General features: G+C 71.6%; 12 protein-coding genes. 6 read left to right on the top strand and 6 right to left on the bottom strand.

Annotated elements, in window-relative coordinates:
- The first annotated feature begins 24 nt into the window (after positions 1-24).
- The 3 genes from AB0B91_RS20280 (at position 25) to AB0B91_RS20270 (ending at position 3,220) form a co-directional block, all read left to right on the top strand.
- Positions 25-1,893: a ricin-type beta-trefoil lectin domain protein gene (locus AB0B91_RS20280; RefSeq protein WP_358321469.1), complete on the top strand. Its 1,869-nt coding sequence runs from the start codon at positions 25-27 to the stop codon at positions 1,891-1,893.
- A 49-nt stretch (positions 1,894-1,942) separates the two neighbouring features.
- On the top strand, positions 1,943-2,443 hold the full coding sequence (locus tag AB0B91_RS20275) for a MarR family transcriptional regulator (RefSeq protein WP_358321466.1): 501 nt from the start codon (positions 1,943-1,945) through the stop codon (positions 2,441-2,443).
- A 108-nt stretch (positions 2,444-2,551) separates the two neighbouring features.
- Complete coding sequence (locus AB0B91_RS20270) at positions 2,552-3,220, top strand: DUF4142 domain-containing protein (protein WP_358321463.1); 669 nt, start codon at positions 2,552-2,554, stop codon at positions 3,218-3,220.
- An 18-nt stretch (positions 3,221-3,238) separates the two neighbouring features.
- Here AB0B91_RS20270 and AB0B91_RS20265 read toward each other — a convergent pair whose 3' ends face one another.
- On the bottom strand, positions 3,239-3,775 hold the full coding sequence (locus AB0B91_RS20265) for an NUDIX hydrolase family protein (RefSeq protein WP_219538811.1): 537 nt from the start codon (positions 3,773-3,775) through the stop codon (positions 3,239-3,241).
- Between the two features lie 109 nt (positions 3,776-3,884).
- Between AB0B91_RS20265 and AB0B91_RS20260 the strand changes: the two genes are divergently transcribed.
- Positions 3,885-4,754, top strand: coding sequence for a phenylalanine 4-monooxygenase (locus tag AB0B91_RS20260; RefSeq protein WP_358321460.1), 870 nt, complete (start codon positions 3,885-3,887; stop codon positions 4,752-4,754).
- Positions 4,755-4,762: 8 nt separating this feature from the next.
- Here the strand turns inward: AB0B91_RS20260 and AB0B91_RS20255 are convergent, their stop codons facing one another.
- A complete protein-coding gene (locus AB0B91_RS20255) occupies positions 4,763-5,338 on the bottom strand; it encodes a TetR/AcrR family transcriptional regulator (RefSeq protein ID WP_358321457.1) in 576 nt (191 codons plus the stop codon).
- A gap of 95 nt (positions 5,339-5,433) precedes the next feature.
- Here AB0B91_RS20255 and AB0B91_RS20250 point away from each other — a divergent pair, with 95 nt between their 5' ends.
- On the top strand, positions 5,434-6,801 hold the full coding sequence (locus AB0B91_RS20250; protein ID WP_358321454.1) for an MDR family MFS transporter: 1,368 nt from the start codon (positions 5,434-5,436) through the stop codon (positions 6,799-6,801).
- Here the strand turns inward: AB0B91_RS20250 and AB0B91_RS20245 are convergent, their stop codons facing one another.
- Positions 6,802-8,064: a M1 family metallopeptidase gene (locus AB0B91_RS20245; protein WP_358321452.1), complete on the bottom strand. Its 1,263-nt coding sequence runs from the start codon at positions 8,062-8,064 to the stop codon at positions 6,802-6,804. It abuts the gene before it with no gap.
- Complete coding sequence (locus AB0B91_RS20240; protein WP_358321449.1) at positions 8,061-12,053, bottom strand: Pls/PosA family non-ribosomal peptide synthetase; 3,993 nt, start codon at positions 12,051-12,053, stop codon at positions 8,061-8,063. Before AB0B91_RS20240 ends, AB0B91_RS20245 begins: the two co-directional genes overlap by 4 nt.
- 254 nt (positions 12,054-12,307) lie before the next feature.
- Between AB0B91_RS20240 and AB0B91_RS20235 the strand changes: the two genes are divergently transcribed.
- Positions 12,308-13,294 (top strand): phosphotransferase, encoded by a 987-nt coding sequence (locus tag AB0B91_RS20235; RefSeq protein ID WP_358321446.1) that lies wholly within the window; start codon positions 12,308-12,310, stop codon positions 13,292-13,294.
- A 4-nt stretch (positions 13,295-13,298) separates the two neighbouring features.
- On the opposite strand, the gene clpX is transcribed toward AB0B91_RS20235, so the two are convergent.
- Together clpX and AB0B91_RS20225 are read right to left on the bottom strand one after the other, a co-directional pair.
- The gene (gene clpX / locus AB0B91_RS20230) at positions 13,299-14,516 is read right to left on the bottom strand and encodes an ATP-dependent Clp protease ATP-binding subunit ClpX (protein ID WP_358321444.1); all 1,218 of its coding nucleotides are present in this window, start codon (positions 14,514-14,516) and stop codon (positions 13,299-13,301) included.
- A gap of 19 nt (positions 14,517-14,535) precedes the next feature.
- Complete coding sequence (locus AB0B91_RS20225) at positions 14,536-15,714, bottom strand: cytochrome P450 (RefSeq protein ID WP_358321441.1); 1,179 nt, start codon at positions 15,712-15,714, stop codon at positions 14,536-14,538.
- Positions 15,715-15,773 lie beyond the last annotated feature (59 nt).

Genomic DNA, 15,773 nt, shown 5'->3' with positions numbered 1-15,773 from the left:
CCCAATGTCACCGAGGAGCCCCCCGTGACAACACCACACAGGCGCGCGGTCCAGGCCGCCCTGGCCGTGTGCCTCGCCGCCGGAAGCCTGATGGCCGCCCCGCAGGCCTTCGCCGCCAACGAGCCGGTCAACATCTACCTGACCACCACCTCCGACGCCGGCGGCCGGACGGTGACCCGGGGCCTGCAGCAGCAGGCCCCGACCGCGTTCGCGGCGAGCAGCGGCGCCGCCACCCACACGATCACCGTGAACGAGGGCACCCGTTACCAGACCTTCGAAGGCGGCGGCGCGTCCATCACCGACACCACCGCGTACCTGCTGCGTGGCGGCGCGGTCAGCGCCGCCACCCGGGACGAGGTCATGCGCCGGCTGTTCAGCCCGGCCGACGGCATCGGCCTGTCGTTCGTCCGCAACCCCATCGGCGCTTCGGACCTGTCCCGGCCGGGCAATGTGTCGCTCGACGACACCTGCTGCGACCTGAACGACTTCGGCGCCAACGGCTATGACACGAACGTGCGCCTGCTGACCCAGCAGGCCAGGCAGCTCAACCCGCAGCTGCGCATCATGGCCGTGCCGTGGAGCTCTCCCGGCTGGATGAAGGACAACGGCCGGATGGACCAGATGGGCTGGCTCAAGTGGGAGTACTACCCCATGTACGCGCAGTACCTGGTGAAGTACGTCCAGTCCTACGCCGCGATCGGTGTGCCGATCGACTACATCTCCGTGCAGAACGAGCCGAACTGCTGCCAGGCCGGCAACCCGACCGCGATGAACTACCCGGGCATGAGCTGGAACCCCTCCGGGCTGGTCGAGTTCACCAAGAACCACGTCTACCCGGCCTTCCGCGCGGCCGGCATCTCCAGCAAGGTGCTCATCCACGACTGGAACTACGGCGACTACGCCAACAGCGGCGCCCCCATCCTCGGTGACGCCGGGGTGCGCGATGACCCGCTGTTCGGGGGCATCGCGTGGCACGGCTACTTCGGCGACCCGGCGGTGGGCACCCAGGTGCACAACCAGTATCCGGCGGTACGGCAGTTCAGCACCGAGCACTCGGGCGGCACCTGGATCAGCAACCAGCACAACGAGGACATGGCCGACATCGTGACCTACGCCAGGAACTGGAGCGGCAGCCTGGTCAAGTGGAGTCTGGGCGTCAACCAGAGCATGGGCCCGCACAACGGCGGCTGCGGCACCTGCACCGGCCTGATCACCGTGCAGGAAGGCGGCTCGCGCGCCGGGCAGGTCGACTACACGATCGAGTACTACACCACCGGGCACCTGACCAAGTTCGTCCGGCCCGGGGCGCAGCGCGTCGACTCCACCGCCAACGCCACCGTGCAGAACGTCGCGTACCGCAATCCGGACGGCTCCAAGGCCCTGCTCGTCCACAACGGCGGCGCGTCCGCCCAGTCGGTCAAGGTGATGTGGGACGGCCAGTCGTTCACCTACACCATGCCGGCCCGTACGACGGCCACCTTCACCTGGAGCGGCACGTCGACCGGTACCCCGACCGGCACGGTCAGCGGGCTGGGCGGCCGGTGCCTGGACGTGACCGGCGGCAACAGCGCCGACGGCACGCCCGTGCAGATGTGGACCTGCTTCGGCGGGGCGAACCAGCAGTGGACCCGCGCCTCCGACGGCACGCTCCGCTCGCTCGGCAAGTGCCTCGACGTCACCGGCGGCTCCACGGCCAACGGCGCCCGCGCGCAGCTCTACTCCTGCAACGGGTCGGCCGCCCAGCAGTGGAGCTACACCACCGGCCGCGACCTGGTGAACCCGGTGTCCGGCAAGTGCCTCGACGTGGTCGACAACGCCGCCACCGACGGCGCCCGGCTGCAGATCTGGACCTGCACCGGCGCGGCCAACCAGAAGTGGACGGTCCCGGCCTGACGCCTCAGGGTTGGTCTCGTCCTCAGGCAGGGCGTGTACAACAGTGCGTATGTCAGAGGGTAATGCGGATCAGGCGAACCGGGAGGACTTGGCCGCCGTCGTCGCGGCCGTCCTCACCGGTTCGCGCCTGCTCGTCTCCATCGCCGTCCGCTCGCTCGGCGCGGTCGAGGACAAGGTCACGTTGCCGCAGTTCCGCATGCTGGTGGTGCTGGCCGGGCACGGGGAGACCAAGCTCGTCACCATGGCCGAGCTGCTCAACGTCAATCCCTCCACAGCCATGCGGATGGCCGACCGGCTCCTCGCCGCCGGGTTGATCGTGCGCGAGGTCAATCCGCGCGACCGCAGGGAGAGCCCGATGCGCCTGACGGACGAGGGTCAGCACATCGTGGACCAGGTCACCGCCCGCCGCGGCGAGGAGATCGCCGCGATCGTCTCGCGGATGCCGATCGAGCAGTGCCGGGCGCTGGTCACGGCGATGACGGCCTTCACCGAGGCGGGAGGTGAGCTGCCCGAGGACGCCCTGCACCCGCTCGGCTGGCCCGGCATCTGAGGGCCGATCTTTGCCTAGAGCAAATTTTGCATGCTGCCATGAACGCTCCCGCCCGGCGCTGCGTACCTCCTTCTGAACAGCCCGAGGACCCATGAAGGGGGTGACGGCGTGCGACTGCGACAGCGCCGTCCCGTTCTCGCCATCAGTGGCGTCGCCGTGCTCCTGGCTCTCGGCGCGTGCGCCGGCCTCCCCGGCGCGCAGCTCCCCAGCGCTCAGCTTCCCGCCGCGACGGTCGTGCCGGGCGTCAGCGGCGCGCCGCCCGCCGCGGCGGCGACGGCGGTCGACACCAGTACGTGGGCCACCAAGTGGGGCCCGTTGTCGGCGGCGGACAGGGAGCTGATCACCAAGGTCCGGCTCGCCACCCTGTGGGAGATGACCATGGCGCAGCAGGCCACCACGCGGGCGAGCACCGCGCGGGTGCGGAAGATCAGTGTGGAGATCGCGGCCCAGCACCACGTCCTGGACGAGAAGGGCCTCGCTCTGGCCGCCAAGCTCAAGGTGCAGCTGCCGATCAAGCCGACGGACCTGCAGCAGGAGTGGATGGCCGACATCTCCAGCCGGTCCGGCAAGCAGTACGACTCGACGTTCGTGAAGTGGCTGCGTCTGGCGCACGGGCAGATCTTCGCCCTGATCGGCGCGGTGCGCGGCAGTACGCAGAACAGTCTGGTACGGCGCTTCTCCGAGGAGGCCAACGCGGCGGTGCTGAACCATCAGCGGCTGCTGGAGAGCACCGGCCTGGTCAACCCGGACGCCTTCCCGTCCCCGCCGGCCGCCTGACAGCGGCCGGCGTTCCCGTTAGGGCAGGCGGCCCACCTGGGCGAGCGCCTGCTTCAGCAGCACTCCCTGGCCGCCGGTCATCTCCTGCTGGACCAGGGGGGAGGCGGCCTCCTCCGGCGTGAACCAGACGAAGTCGAGGGCGTCCTGGCGGGGGCGGCAGTCACCGGCGACCGGGACGATGTAGGCGAGCGACACGGCGTGCTGGCGCGGGTCGTGATAGGGCGTGACGCCCGGCGTCGGGAAGTATTCGGCGATGGTGAACGGCTGCGGCGACGCGGGCACCTGGGGCAGCGCCGTGTGGCCGAGATCCTTCTCCAGGTGTCGCAGGAGCGCGTCGCGGACCCGCTCGTGGTGCAGCACGCGACCCGAGACCAGCGCCCGGCTGACCGCTCCGTCTGGGTCGATGCGGAGCAGCAGGCCGACGCGGGTCACCACGCCGGTCTCGTCGACTCGCACCGGCACGGCGTCGATATAGAGGATCGGCATCCGCCCCCGCATGGACTCCAGCTCTTCCGGAGCGAGCCAGCCGGGCACAGTTTCGGTCTTTTCGGTCATCTGACGATCGTACGTCCCAGCGTCCCTTGATCCATCCGGACTCTCCAAGCTTCGGTAAAGCCTATCGTCACCGGCGTCAGGTGTCCGGCCTCCCGGTAATGAACCCCGCATGAGCGATGTGTGGCGCCGGACCCCGATCGCCGCCGACGGCACGCTCGGCGCCGCCGCCGAGCATCCTGGCCGGCGCGACCCGCTCTACCTCGCCCGGCGCCGCGCGCTCGCCGAGCTGGCCCGTGGTCACCAGGTGGGGGATCCGTCGCCGACGGTGGAGTACACCGAGGGCGAGCACGCCACCTGGCGCAGGGTCCACCGCGCGCTCGACGACGCGCATCGGGCGTACGCGTGCCGGGCCGTGCTCGACGCGCGGGAGGAGGCCCGTGTCCCCGCCGACCGCATCCCCCAGCACGCGGAGGTCGGGGCCCGGCTGCGGCGGTTGACGGGGTTCGACTTCACGCTGGCCGGGGGAGTGGTGGAGAACGAGCGCTTCCTCGGCTCGATGGCCCGGGGGTACTTCCATGCCGTGCAGTTCGTCCGTCATCCGGCCGTGCCGCTGTACTCGCCGGAGCCGGACATCATCCACGACGTGTTCGGCCACGGCATCCACCTGGCCGCACCGGAGTTCGCCGCGATCTACCGGCTGATCGGCCAGGCGGCGGTGCGGGTGGAGACCCCTGGAGCGCTGCAGATCATCAGTGATCTGTACTGGTTCACCCTGGAGTACGGGGTTCTGGAGGAGGGCGGGACCCCCAAGGCGTACGGGGCGGCACTCCTGTCCTCCTACGGCGAGCTCGGCCGGATCGACCGGAGCCGGATCCGCGACCTGAACGCGCTCGACGCGCTGGCCACCCCCTACGAGATCTCCGGGTATCAGCCGGTGCTGTTCGGCGCCCGCTCGCTGACCCACGTCGCCGACACGCTCGCCGACTTCCTGGACGCCTTCGACGACGACGCGGCCCTGCGACTGCGGCCGCATGGCTGAGAATCCGTCTAACCCCGCGCTGTGGCGTGGACCAGGGGCAGGAACACCTCGTCCACGATCTCGACGAGCGTGCTGTCGGGAACGGGGTGGCGGGCGAACAGGATCTCGTGGCGCAGCAGGTTGGTCGCCGTGGAGACGACTCGGGGGCTGAGCTCGGCGGAGGCGATCTCCCCCCGTCGGGCGGCTCGTTCGAGCACCCCGGTCATCACTTCGCTCATGATGGCGAACGGGCCCGGATCGAGGTCGGGGGCCTCGGCCAGCAGGCCGTGGATGACGTCCTGACCGATGTCGCGCTGCCGCTCGACCATCCGGCGCAGCACGGCGAGGACGTCGCCGCGTAGCTCGCCGGTGTCGGGGGGCTGGTCGGCGATGGATCCGGTGCTGTGGCGCATGGCGGCGACGACGAGCTCGGCCCGGTTGCGCCAGCGGCGGTAGAGGACCTGCTTGCCGGTGCGGGCCCGGGCGGCCACGCCTTCCATGGTCAGGCGGGCGTAGCCGACCTCGGCCAGCTCCGCCCAGGCGGCCTCGAGGATCGTCTCCTCCAGCGCCGCGCCGCGCCGGCGCTGGCTGGTCTGCTGCGGCACGAGAACCTCCGTTAGAGACGTTGCGTCTCCTGCTGTGATGAGCCTATCGTACGGATTGGAGACGGTTCGTCTCTAATCGACCGGGGAGACGGAACATGACCACGACCACCTCCGAACGGCTGGACCCCGCGGTGCTCAAGCTCGCCGGGGTCCTCGTCCTCGGCGCGCTGGCGCCCCTGCTGGACAGCACCATCGTGAACGTCGCCCTGCACACCCTGGGCCGCGACCTGGACGCGCCGGTGTCGGCCGTCCAGTGGGTGAGCACCGGCTACCTGCTCGCCCTGGCGATGGCGATCCCGATCACCGGCTGGGCCGTGGACCGCTTCGGCGCCAAGCGGATGTGGCTGGGCGCGCAGCTGCTGTTCCTGGCGGGCTCCGTGCTGTGCGGCGTGGCGTGGAACCTCGGCTCGCTCATCGCCTTCCGCGTGCTGCAGGGCGTCGGCGGCGGGCTGATGCTGCCGATCCTGCAGACCCTGCTCATGCGGGCGGTGGACGGCAGGCAGCTCGGCCGCCTGATGGCCGTCGTCAGCCTGCCCGCCCTCGTCGGCCCGATCCTCGGCCCGGTCGCCGGCGGCCTGATCGCGGGCCACCTGAGCTGGCGCTGGATCTTCTACGTCAACGTCCCCATCAGCCTGCTCGCGGTGCTGCTGGCCTGGCGCGGCCTGCCCGCCGACGCTCCGCGCGACGGCCACCGCCTCGACGTGACCGGCCTGCTCCTGCTCTCGCCCGCACTGGCCGCCCTCATGTACGGACTGACCCGGGTGGGCACCGAGGGCGGGTTCGGCCACGCGGCGGTGCTCGGCCCGCTGGCGGCCGGGGCGCTGCTGCTGACCGGCTTCGCCTACCGCGCGACGCGCACCGCGGACCCGCTCATCGACCTGCGGTTGTTCCGCACGCGGGCGTTCGCCGTGTCCTCGGCGCTGCTGTTCCTGTCGGGGTTGGCGATGTTCGGGTCGATGCTGCTGCTCCCGTTGTACTACCAGCAGGACCGCGGCGCGAGCGTGGTGGCCGCGGGGCTGTTACTGGCGCCGCAGGGGCTGGGCAGCCTCCTGGCCAAGGGGCTGGGCGGCGTCACCGACCGCGTCGGCCCCCGGCCGGTCGTCCTCGCGGGCATCGCCATGACCGCACTGGGCACCGTCCCCTTCGCCTTCGCCGGCCGGCACACCGGCGGCCTGATTCTGGGCGCCGCGCTGGTCGTCCGGGGCGCCGGGCTGAGCGCGGCCAACATGGCCATCATGGTCGGCGCCTTCCGCGGCCTGGACCGGGCGCGGATCCCGCACGCCAGCAGCACCACCCGGATCATGCAGCAGCTCGGCGGCTCGTTCGGCACCGCCGTGCTCGCCGTCATCCTGCAACGCCAGCTGGCCGACCATCCTGGCGCCGCGTTCGGCCACACCTTCGCCTGGGCGTTGGCGTTCACTGTCCTCGCCGTCGTACCGGCTCTCTGGTATCAGCGCACGTGATCACGGCAGTGGTTTGTCGTACAGCCACGAGCAGAGCAGCGGCACGACCGACGGGTCGGCGTAGCGGCCCACATGGGCGATGAAGGCGTCGGTGGTGACGTTGCCGTGCCGGTGGGTGTCGGTCCAGGCGCGCAGGATCAGGAAGAACGCCTGGTCGCCCAGCTTCCGCCGGATCGCGTGCAGGGTCAGCGCCCCGCGCTTGTAGACCCGGTCGTCGAACAGCAGCGCCGGGCTCGGGTCCCCCAGCACGAAGTCCTGGGGGAGGATCTCCAGGCGGCGCCGCCAGCGGCCGGCCAGCTCGTCGGCCGTCGGGCCGCCCGACGCCTGCGACCACAGCCACTCGGCGTACGTGGCGAAGCCCTCGTGCAGCCAGATGTCCTGCCAGGAGGCCACGGTCAGGCTGTTGCCGAACCACTGGTGCGCCAGCTCGTGCGCGACCAGCCGCTCGTGCCCGCGCCGGCCGTCGACGTGGTTGCGGCCGAAGATGGCCATGCCCTGGGCCTCGATCGGGATGTCGAGGTCGTCGTCGGCCACCACGACGGTGCCGGCGGCGAACGGGTACGGCCCGAACCGGTCGACGAACAGCGCCATCATCTGGTCCTGGCGCCCGAAGTCGTGCCGCGCCCGCGTCCCGAGCCGGGGCGGGTGGGCCAGCCGCGTGCCGCCCGCGTCCGAGAACTGGTAGCGCCCGATCTGCACGCTCGCCAGGTAGCTCGCCATCGGCTCCGGCTGCTCGTACACCCACGTCGTGGTGCCCGCCGACCGGTACTTGTGGACGAGCAGGCCGTTCGCGATCACCTGGTACGGCGAGGCGGTGGTCACCGTGATCCGGTAGGGCGCTTTGTCGCCGGGCTGGTCGTTGCACGGGAACCAGGAGGGCGCGCCGATCGGCTGACTGGCCACGAGCGCGCCGTCGGTCAGCTCCTCCCAGCCCAGGCCGCCCCACACGCTCCGCACCGGCCGGGGACTGCCCGTGTAGCGGACCTCCACGGCGGCGGTGGCCCCGACGTGCAGCGTCCAGGGCAGGGCGACGCGCAGCTTGCCGTCGCGGTGCGTGTAGCGGGCGCTGACGCCGTCGACGGTGACGCCCGCGACGCGGAACTGGCCGAAGTCCAGGTCCAGGCCGTCGAGCGGCTCGTGCGCCACCACCGACAGCAGGGCCGTGCCGTCCAGCCAGTTCGTGGACACGCGGTACTTCAGCGTCAGGTCGTACTGCGCGACCCCGTACCTGAGGTCGCCGTGCGAGGGGAAGTACGAGGTCATCGCCAGGCCGCGATGGGATTGCCGAACCAGCGGGAGCCGTCGGGAACGTCCTCACCACGCATGACCAGAGAGGCGGGGCCGATCGTGGCGTCGGCGCCCACTCGTGCCGCGGGCAGGATCACGCCGTGCGGGCCGAGCGTCGCGCCCCCGGCCAGCGTGACGGTGTCCATGCTCATGACCCGGTCGTGGAACAGATGCGTCTGCAGCACGCAGCCCCTGTTGACGCTGGCGCCGTCGCCGACGCTCACCAGGTCCGCCTCGGGCAGCCAGTAGGTGTGAAGGGTGACCCCATGCCCGATGCGTGCCCCGAGTGAGCGCAGCCACACGTTCAGGGGCGCGGTTCCCAGCCACGGCTCGGCGAACCAGGGCGCCGCCAGCACCTCCACGAAGTTGTCCGCGAGCTCGTTGCGCCACACGAACGAGCTCCACAGCGGCCGGTTGCCCACCGCGATCCGGCCGACCAGCGCCCACTTGGCGGCGGTCGCCACCGCCGCGGCGACCACCCCGGCGGCCAGCATCAGCACGCCGCCCAGCAGCGCGGCCACCCCGAAGCCGTACGACGCCGCGACCCACTCCATGGCCCCGGCGGTCAGGAGGGCCAGCGCCACCGTGCCCATCGCGGGCACCAGACGGCAGACCTCGACCAGCGCGCGGGCCGCCTTCAACCGCGCGGGCGGGTCGTAGGTGCGGCTCCGGTCGCCTTCCTCGGTGGTCCGGCGCAGCTCCACGGGCGGCATGCCCAGGTACGACGAGCCGGACTTCGCCTTCTTCGGCGTCGCCGACAACACGCCCACCAGGCCGTCCTTGGGCACCTTGCGGCCGGGCGCGGTCATCCCCGAGTTGCCGAGGAAGGCCCGCTTACCGATCCGCGCCGAGGCGATGCGCATCCAGCCGCCGTCGAGCTCGTACGGGGCGACCATCGTGTCGTCGGCCAGGAACGCGCCGTCGCCGACCGAGGTCATGGTGGGCAGCGCGAGCACGGTCGACAGCTCCACGCCACGGCCCACCCGCATGCCGAGCGCGCGCAGCCAGGCCGGCGTCAGGATGCTGGCGTACAGCGGGAACAGCCAGACCCGGGCCGCGGACATCAGCCGGCCCGTCGCCCACGCCTGCCACGCCTGGCGGCTGTGCACCGGATGGTTGCCGGGACGCATGCGGATGCCGAGCAGCCGCACGATCACCAGCGTGACCAGCGCGAACACGGCCATCCCGACGACCGTCGCGAGCGGCACACCGATCAGCGCGCTGGTGAGCGCCGCGCCGAGCGTGCGCGCGTCCTGGGCGTACCAGCCCAGGACCGCCAGGCCGGACAGGACGGCGACCGCCGGCAGCAGGCTGAGCACGACGGCCGACAGGCCGTACATCACGACCCAGAACCGGGAGCGGGCGGCCCGCTCGGCCGGCCGTGACCTCTTGCCCTGCCGGGAGGCCGGCGCTCCGGCCCAGCGCTGCCCGGCCGGCACCGCGCCCGCGATCGCCGAGCCCGGGGCGACCTGGGCGTTTTTTCCGATCTTGGTGCCGGGGAGCAGGGTCGACCGGGAGCCGACCGTGGCGCCCGCGCCGATCCGGATCTCGCCGACGCGCAGCACGTCGCCGTCGTACCAGTAGCCGCTGAGATCGACCTCCGGCTCGACCGAGGCGCCCGCGCCCAGCCTGAGCAGGCCGGTCACCGGGGGAGCGGAGTGCAGGTCGGCGTCGGCGCCCACCTGGGCGCCGAGCAGCCGGGCGTACAGGCCCATCCAGGGCGCGCTGGCCAGGTCGGGCACGCCGAGTCTGGCGGCGAGCTGTTCGGCGAACCACAGCCGCAGGTGCACGCCGCCGCCGCGCGGATGGCGGCCCGGCCGTACGCCGCGCAGCAGCAGCCGGGCCGACCCCGCGGCCAGGCCCATCCGCCCCGGCGGGGTGACGAACACCAGCCAGCCCAGTGCCACCCACCACCACGACAGGGTGGGCGCCCACGGCGGCGCGAGCAGGTTGCCGACCGTCGCGAGCAGCACGATCCAGCGCATGGCGCCCGCCGTGAGCAGCGGCACCATCAGCGCGGCCTGCGCGAGCGCGGCCCGCGCGGGCATTGGTTTCACCGCACGGCGCGCCGACTTTGCCGGGCCGCGGGAGGCGAGCAGCTTCGCGAGCCCGGCCAGGGTCGGGTGCGCGTAGACGTCGCCCACGGCCACGTCCGGGTAGTCGGTGCGCAGGAGCGACACGAGCCGTGCCGCGGCCAGGCTGGTACCGCCGTCGGTGAAGAAGTCGGCCTGCGGCCCGTCCGGCGCGACGCCGACGACGTCGGTCCACCGCTCGGCCAGCCACGCCTCGATCGGGCTCAACTCACCCTTCGCCGCGTCCGGCGCACCTGGCTCGGCCAGCGGCCAGGGCAGCGCGTCGCGGTCGATCTTGCCCGAGGTACGCGTCGGGAGCGCGTCGATCAGCGTCAGCCGGGGGACCAGGGCGGCGGGCAGCGATTCGGCCAGCAGCTCGCGGGCCTGCCCGAGGTCGAACCCGTCGTCCGCCACGAGGTAGCCGACGAGCAACTGGTGGCCGCCGCCGGCGGTCCGCACCGCGGCGGCCGCGCCCGTGACGCCCGGCAGCGCCTGCAGCGCGGCGTCCACCTCGCCGAGCTCGATCCGCCGCCCGCCCAGCTTCACCTGGTCGTCGGCCCGGCCGACGAAGTAGAGCCCTTCCGGCTCGGCGCGGACGAGGTCGCCGCTGCGGTAGGCGCGTTCCCAGCCGAGCGACGGCAGCCGCGGGTACTTCTCGGCGTCCTTCCCCGCGTCCAGGTAGCGGGCCAGGCCCACGCCGCCGATGATCAGCTCTCCGGTCTCGCCCATGGCCACCGGCTCGCCTTCGGCGCCGACGACGGCCAGATCCCAGCCGTCGAGGGGCAGCCCGATGCGTACCGGCTCCGCGCCGGTGAGCCGCGCCGCGCACGCGACGACGGTCGCCTCGGTGGGGCCGTAGGTGTTCCAGACCTCTCGTCCCGGTACGGCCAGCCGCTCCACCAGCTCGGGCGGGCACGCCTCTCCACCGAAGATCAGCAGCCTGATGCCGTCGAGCGACTCCACCGGCCACAGCGCCGCCAGGGTCGGCACGGTCGAGACGGCCGTGATGTCCTGCTCGGCGAGCCAGGGCCCCAGGTCCATGCCGGTACGCACCAGCGATCGGGGGGCGGGCACCAGGCAGGCGCCGTGCCGCCAGGCCAGCCACATCTCCTCGCACGAGGCGTCGAAGGCCACGGACAGCCCGGCGAGCACCCGGTCGCCGGGGCCCAGCGGCTGGTCCTGGAGGAACAGGCCCGCCTCGGCGTCGACGAACGCGGCGGCGGAGCGGTGCGTCACGGCGACGCCCTTGGGCTTGCCGGTGGAGCCGGAGGTGAAGATGATCCAGGCGTCGTCACCGGGCACGGGCGGCTGCGGGCGCGGGTTCCAGTCGTCGCCGGGGGTCAGCGGCTCCGGCGACATCGTCCGCACGATCAGGTCGCCGATCGGCCGGTCGGTCGCCGCGCCGGTCGCCTGGTCAGCCGGTCCGCCGGTCACGCCCGCGGCGTCGGCCGTCCGTTGGCCGGTCACGCCCTCAGGGCCGGCCGTAGGTTTGCCGGTCACGATCGCGGAGACGTTGGCTTCGGTGAAGACCAGCTCGGCGCGTTCCTCGGGGTCGTCGGCGTCGACGGGCACGTACGCGGCGCCTGCGGCGAGCACGGCGAGGATCGTGACGTACAGCTCGGCGGTGCCCGACGGCACCCGCACGCCCACCCGGTCACCACGGCCGATCCCGGCCTCCCTGAGCTCACCCGCGACCCGCGCCACCTCGGCACGCAGCCGCCGGTAGTCGAACCGCGTGGTCCCGTCGTCGAGCGCCGGCTCGTCCGGATGGACCCGCGCGGTCTCGTCGAGGACGTCGAGCAGGGTACGGGGCGCCGCCGCCAGCGGGCCCGCGGGATAGACCGCACGCGAGGCGAGCTTTAACGGCTGGAGATCGGCCATGTACGGACTCAAACGTTGCTCCTCGAGTCGGGCGGAGCTGGTCCTGTCGCACTGAAGAGCACACACTGCTTCCGCCGCCACCTGTGGCGATTACGCCACCGCGATACCAACAGCCGCATATCGGGCGTCTATTCCAACCTCTCCGAAGTCACCGAGTCGCGCCAGGCCCTTCGGCCGGTGAACTTCGGGGCGAAGCGGGCCAGGTGGCATCAACACCGTGTTACCGTCCCACACCTGGCAGTTGTCGATCGAGCGTTGGGGGATGCGTGGAACGCAGGTTCGCCGTGCGCGAGCAGTTGACGGGTGTGGTGCGAGCGGCGCTGGGTGCCGAGCACCGGCTGGTCGATGTGCTGCGGCTTCGGGGCGGCACCAAGAAGGGTGTGTACCGGCTCGTTCTCGACGACGGTTCGACCGCCATCGCCTATATCTGGGACGCGACCGAGAATTACTGGCCCGGTCTCCAGGTCGAGGATCACGCGGACGCGTTCTCGCCCGCTTCCGGTCTGGAGCTGTTCGAGGCCGCTCATCGGCGTCTGGAGGCCGCCGGGGTCCGGGTGCCACGGATCTATCTGGCCGACCGTGGCCGGGAGCTGTATCCGGCGGATGTCGCGGTGGTCGAGGACGTGCTGGGCGGCACCCTGGAGGCGCTGCTCCAGCGTGATCCGGCGGCGGCGGAGCCGGTTCTGGCGCGGCTGGCCGAGATGCTCGAGGTGATGCGGGGCCACACGGGGCCGGGTTTCGGCAAGGTGGCCCTGGTCGACGGTGGCGGGGTGGCCACGGGCCGGTCGTGTGAGCAGGTGGTCTTCGAACGAGCGCTCGTCGATCTCGAGGAGGGCGCCGCGCGGGAGCCGCGGCTCGCGGCCGCTCGTGATCGGCTGGAGGGGGTGCTCCGCGAACTGGCGGCGGGGGTGCGGCCGCGCTCGGCGCACGTGCTGGTTCATGGGGAGCTGGGGCCGGATCATGTGCTGGTGGACGGCGATGGGCGGCCGGTGCTGATCGATATCGAGGGGCTGCTGTACTTCGACGTCGAATGGGAGCACGCGTTTCTGCGGCTGCGCTTCCACGAGGATTATGCGCCGCTGAGCTGGGACGGGCTGGATGAGCGGCGAATGTCGTTCTACACGCTGGCGATGCGCCTGTCGCTGGTGGCCGGGCCCCTGCGGTTGATCGAGGGGGATTTTCCGGGGCGGGAGGCCATGCGGGGGATCGCCGAGCACAATCTGCAGCAGGCGCTGGCCTTCGTCGGCGGGTGAGGTGTCACGCGGACTTGTCGTGGCGTTCCGGTCGCCGGTCGGGGTGGTCACGGGGCACCAGGGTGGGGTTGACGTTGCCGAGCACGGTGTCGCGGTCGATGACGATCCTGGCCACGTCGTCGCGCGTCGGCATTTCGTACATGAGGTTGAGCAGCACTTCTTCGAGAAGGGCGCGGACGGCTCTGGCGCCGGTGCGGCGGGCGAGCGCCTGGTCGGCGATGGCGGCGATGGCCTCCTCGGTGAATGCGAGCTCGATGCCGTCGAGTTCGAAGAGCCGCTGATACTGCTTGACGATCGCGTTGCGTGGTTCGGTGAGGATCCGGGTGAGCGCGGTCCGGTCCAGCGGGTGGAGGGTGGAGATCACCGGCAGCCGGCCGACGAGTTCGGGGATGAGGCCGAAGGTCAGCAGGTCGGCGGGGGTGGCGTGGGGGTCGGGGGCGGGTTTCCCGGTTGTCGTGAAGCCGCTGCGGTTGTGGCCGGTGCGTTGCTCGATGATGTGGTCGAGGCCGGTGAAGGCGCCGCCCGCGATGAACAGCACGTTGGTGGTGTCGATCTGGAGGACTTCCTGGTGGGGGTGTTTGCGGCCGCCTTGGGGCGCGACGCTGACCGTGGCGCCCTCCAGGATTTTGAGCAGTGCCTGCTGGACGCCTTCGCCTGAGACGTCGCGGGTGATGGACGGGTTGTCGCTCCTGCGGGTGATCTTGTCGATTTCGTCGAGGTAGACGATGCCTGTCTCGGCTTTGGCGATGTCGTCGCCGGCGGCCTGGATGAGCTTGAGGAGGATGGTCTCGACGTCTTCGCCGACGTAGCCGGCCTCGGTGAGCGCGGTGGCGTCGGCCATGGCGAAGGGCACGTCGAGCATTCTGGCCAGGGTCTGGGCGAGGTGGGTCTTACCGCTGCCCGTGGGGCCGATGAGCAGGATGTTGGACTTGCCGAGTTCGATGTCCTCGGTATGGCGGATGCGTTTGTAGTGGTTGTAGACGGCGACGGCGAGCGTTCTCTTGGCGGCGTCCTGGCCGATGACGTAGTGGTCGAGACGTTCGTGCATGTCTCGTGGTGTGGGCAGGTCGCGGGGCGGGGCGATCTCGTCGGCGTCGATGAGTTCGGTGCAGAGTTCGACGCATTCGTCGCAGATGCAGATTCCGGCGGGGCCCGCGATGAGCTTGCGGACCTGCTGCTGGGTCTTCCGGCAGAACGTGCATGTCGGCTGGTCGCGGACCACGGAGGTAGCTCCTCGATGATCAGAGGGTGACGGTCAGGGAGGACAGACGCCAGGTGCCGGGGTCGGGGGCGCGCGGCGCGGGCTCGGCGAGCGCGAGGCCGGGGTAGCGGCGGAGCAGGGTGGCGAGGGCGACTTCGGTCTGTACGCGGGCGAGGGCGGCGCCGATGCAGAAGTGCGGCCCGTGGGAGAAGCCGAGGTGCCCGGGTTGTCCGGCGGGCCGGGTGATATCGAAGCGGTCGGGGTCGGTGTAGGCGCGGGGGTCGCGGTGGGCGGCGGCGACGGAGGCGGTGACGGCGTCGCCCTTGGCTATGGGGGCGCCGCACAGGTCGACGTCTTCGCGGGCGTAGCGGGGGATCGTCAGCAGGGCGGGGCCGCACCAGCGGATGAGCTCCTCGATGGCACGGGGCATAAGGCCGGTGTCGGCGCGCAGCGCGGCGAGCTGGCCGGGGTGGGTGAGCAGGGCTTCGACGGCGTTGGCGATGAGGTTGGTGGGTGTCTGGCCGGCCATGACGAGGTGCCAGATGAGGGTGACGAGCTCGGTGTCGCTGAGCCGGTCGCCGTTCTCCTCCTGAGCGTGGATGAGGTCGGAGATCAGGTCGTCGGCGGGTTCCGCCCTTCGACGGGCGACGGCCGCCTTGGCGCCGTCGATGATGGCCGGGATGGCGGCGGCGAAGGCGGGGCCGGCGCTGGTGACGACGGTGGCGCCGTACTCGCGCCAACGGAGGCGGTCGGCCTCGGGGATGCCGACGAGCTCGCAGATGACGTCCATGGGCAGTGGCCGGGCGAAGCGCGTCATCAGGTCGACGGCGCCGTGGCCGGGCAGGTCGTCGAGGAGGGCTTCGACGATGGACGCGATGCGCGGGGCGAAGTCGGCGGCGCGGCGGGCGGTGAAGGCGGGTGCGGCGAGCCGGCGTAGCCGCAGGTGTTCGGTGCCGTTCATCTCCGCCATGGTGCGCATGTAGGGCAGGCAGTCTTCGGGGACGTCGGGGCGCATGAAGCTGTCGGTCCTGATCTCGAACCGGGGGTCGCCGAGCATCGTCCTGATGTCGGCATGCCGGGTCACGACCCACATGGGCCCGAAGCCGGGGGCGCCCACGCGGGCGATGGGGGCCAGCTCGCGGGCGCGGCCATAGGCGGTGAAGGGGTCGCGGGACACGCCGGGGTCGGTGAGGTCGATCTGCGGAACGTCGCTGGTCACGCATCCTCCTGGGATTTCAGATGGTCAGATCAGATGATCTCATCATACGAATGGTGACG

This window comes from Nonomuraea sp. NPDC049141 (assembly GCF_040648415.1).
Lineage (GTDB): Bacteria > Actinomycetota > Actinomycetes > Streptosporangiales > Streptosporangiaceae > Nonomuraea.
Note: the sequence above shows the minus strand (reverse complement) of the source record. Positions and strands in the feature narration are given on the sequence as shown.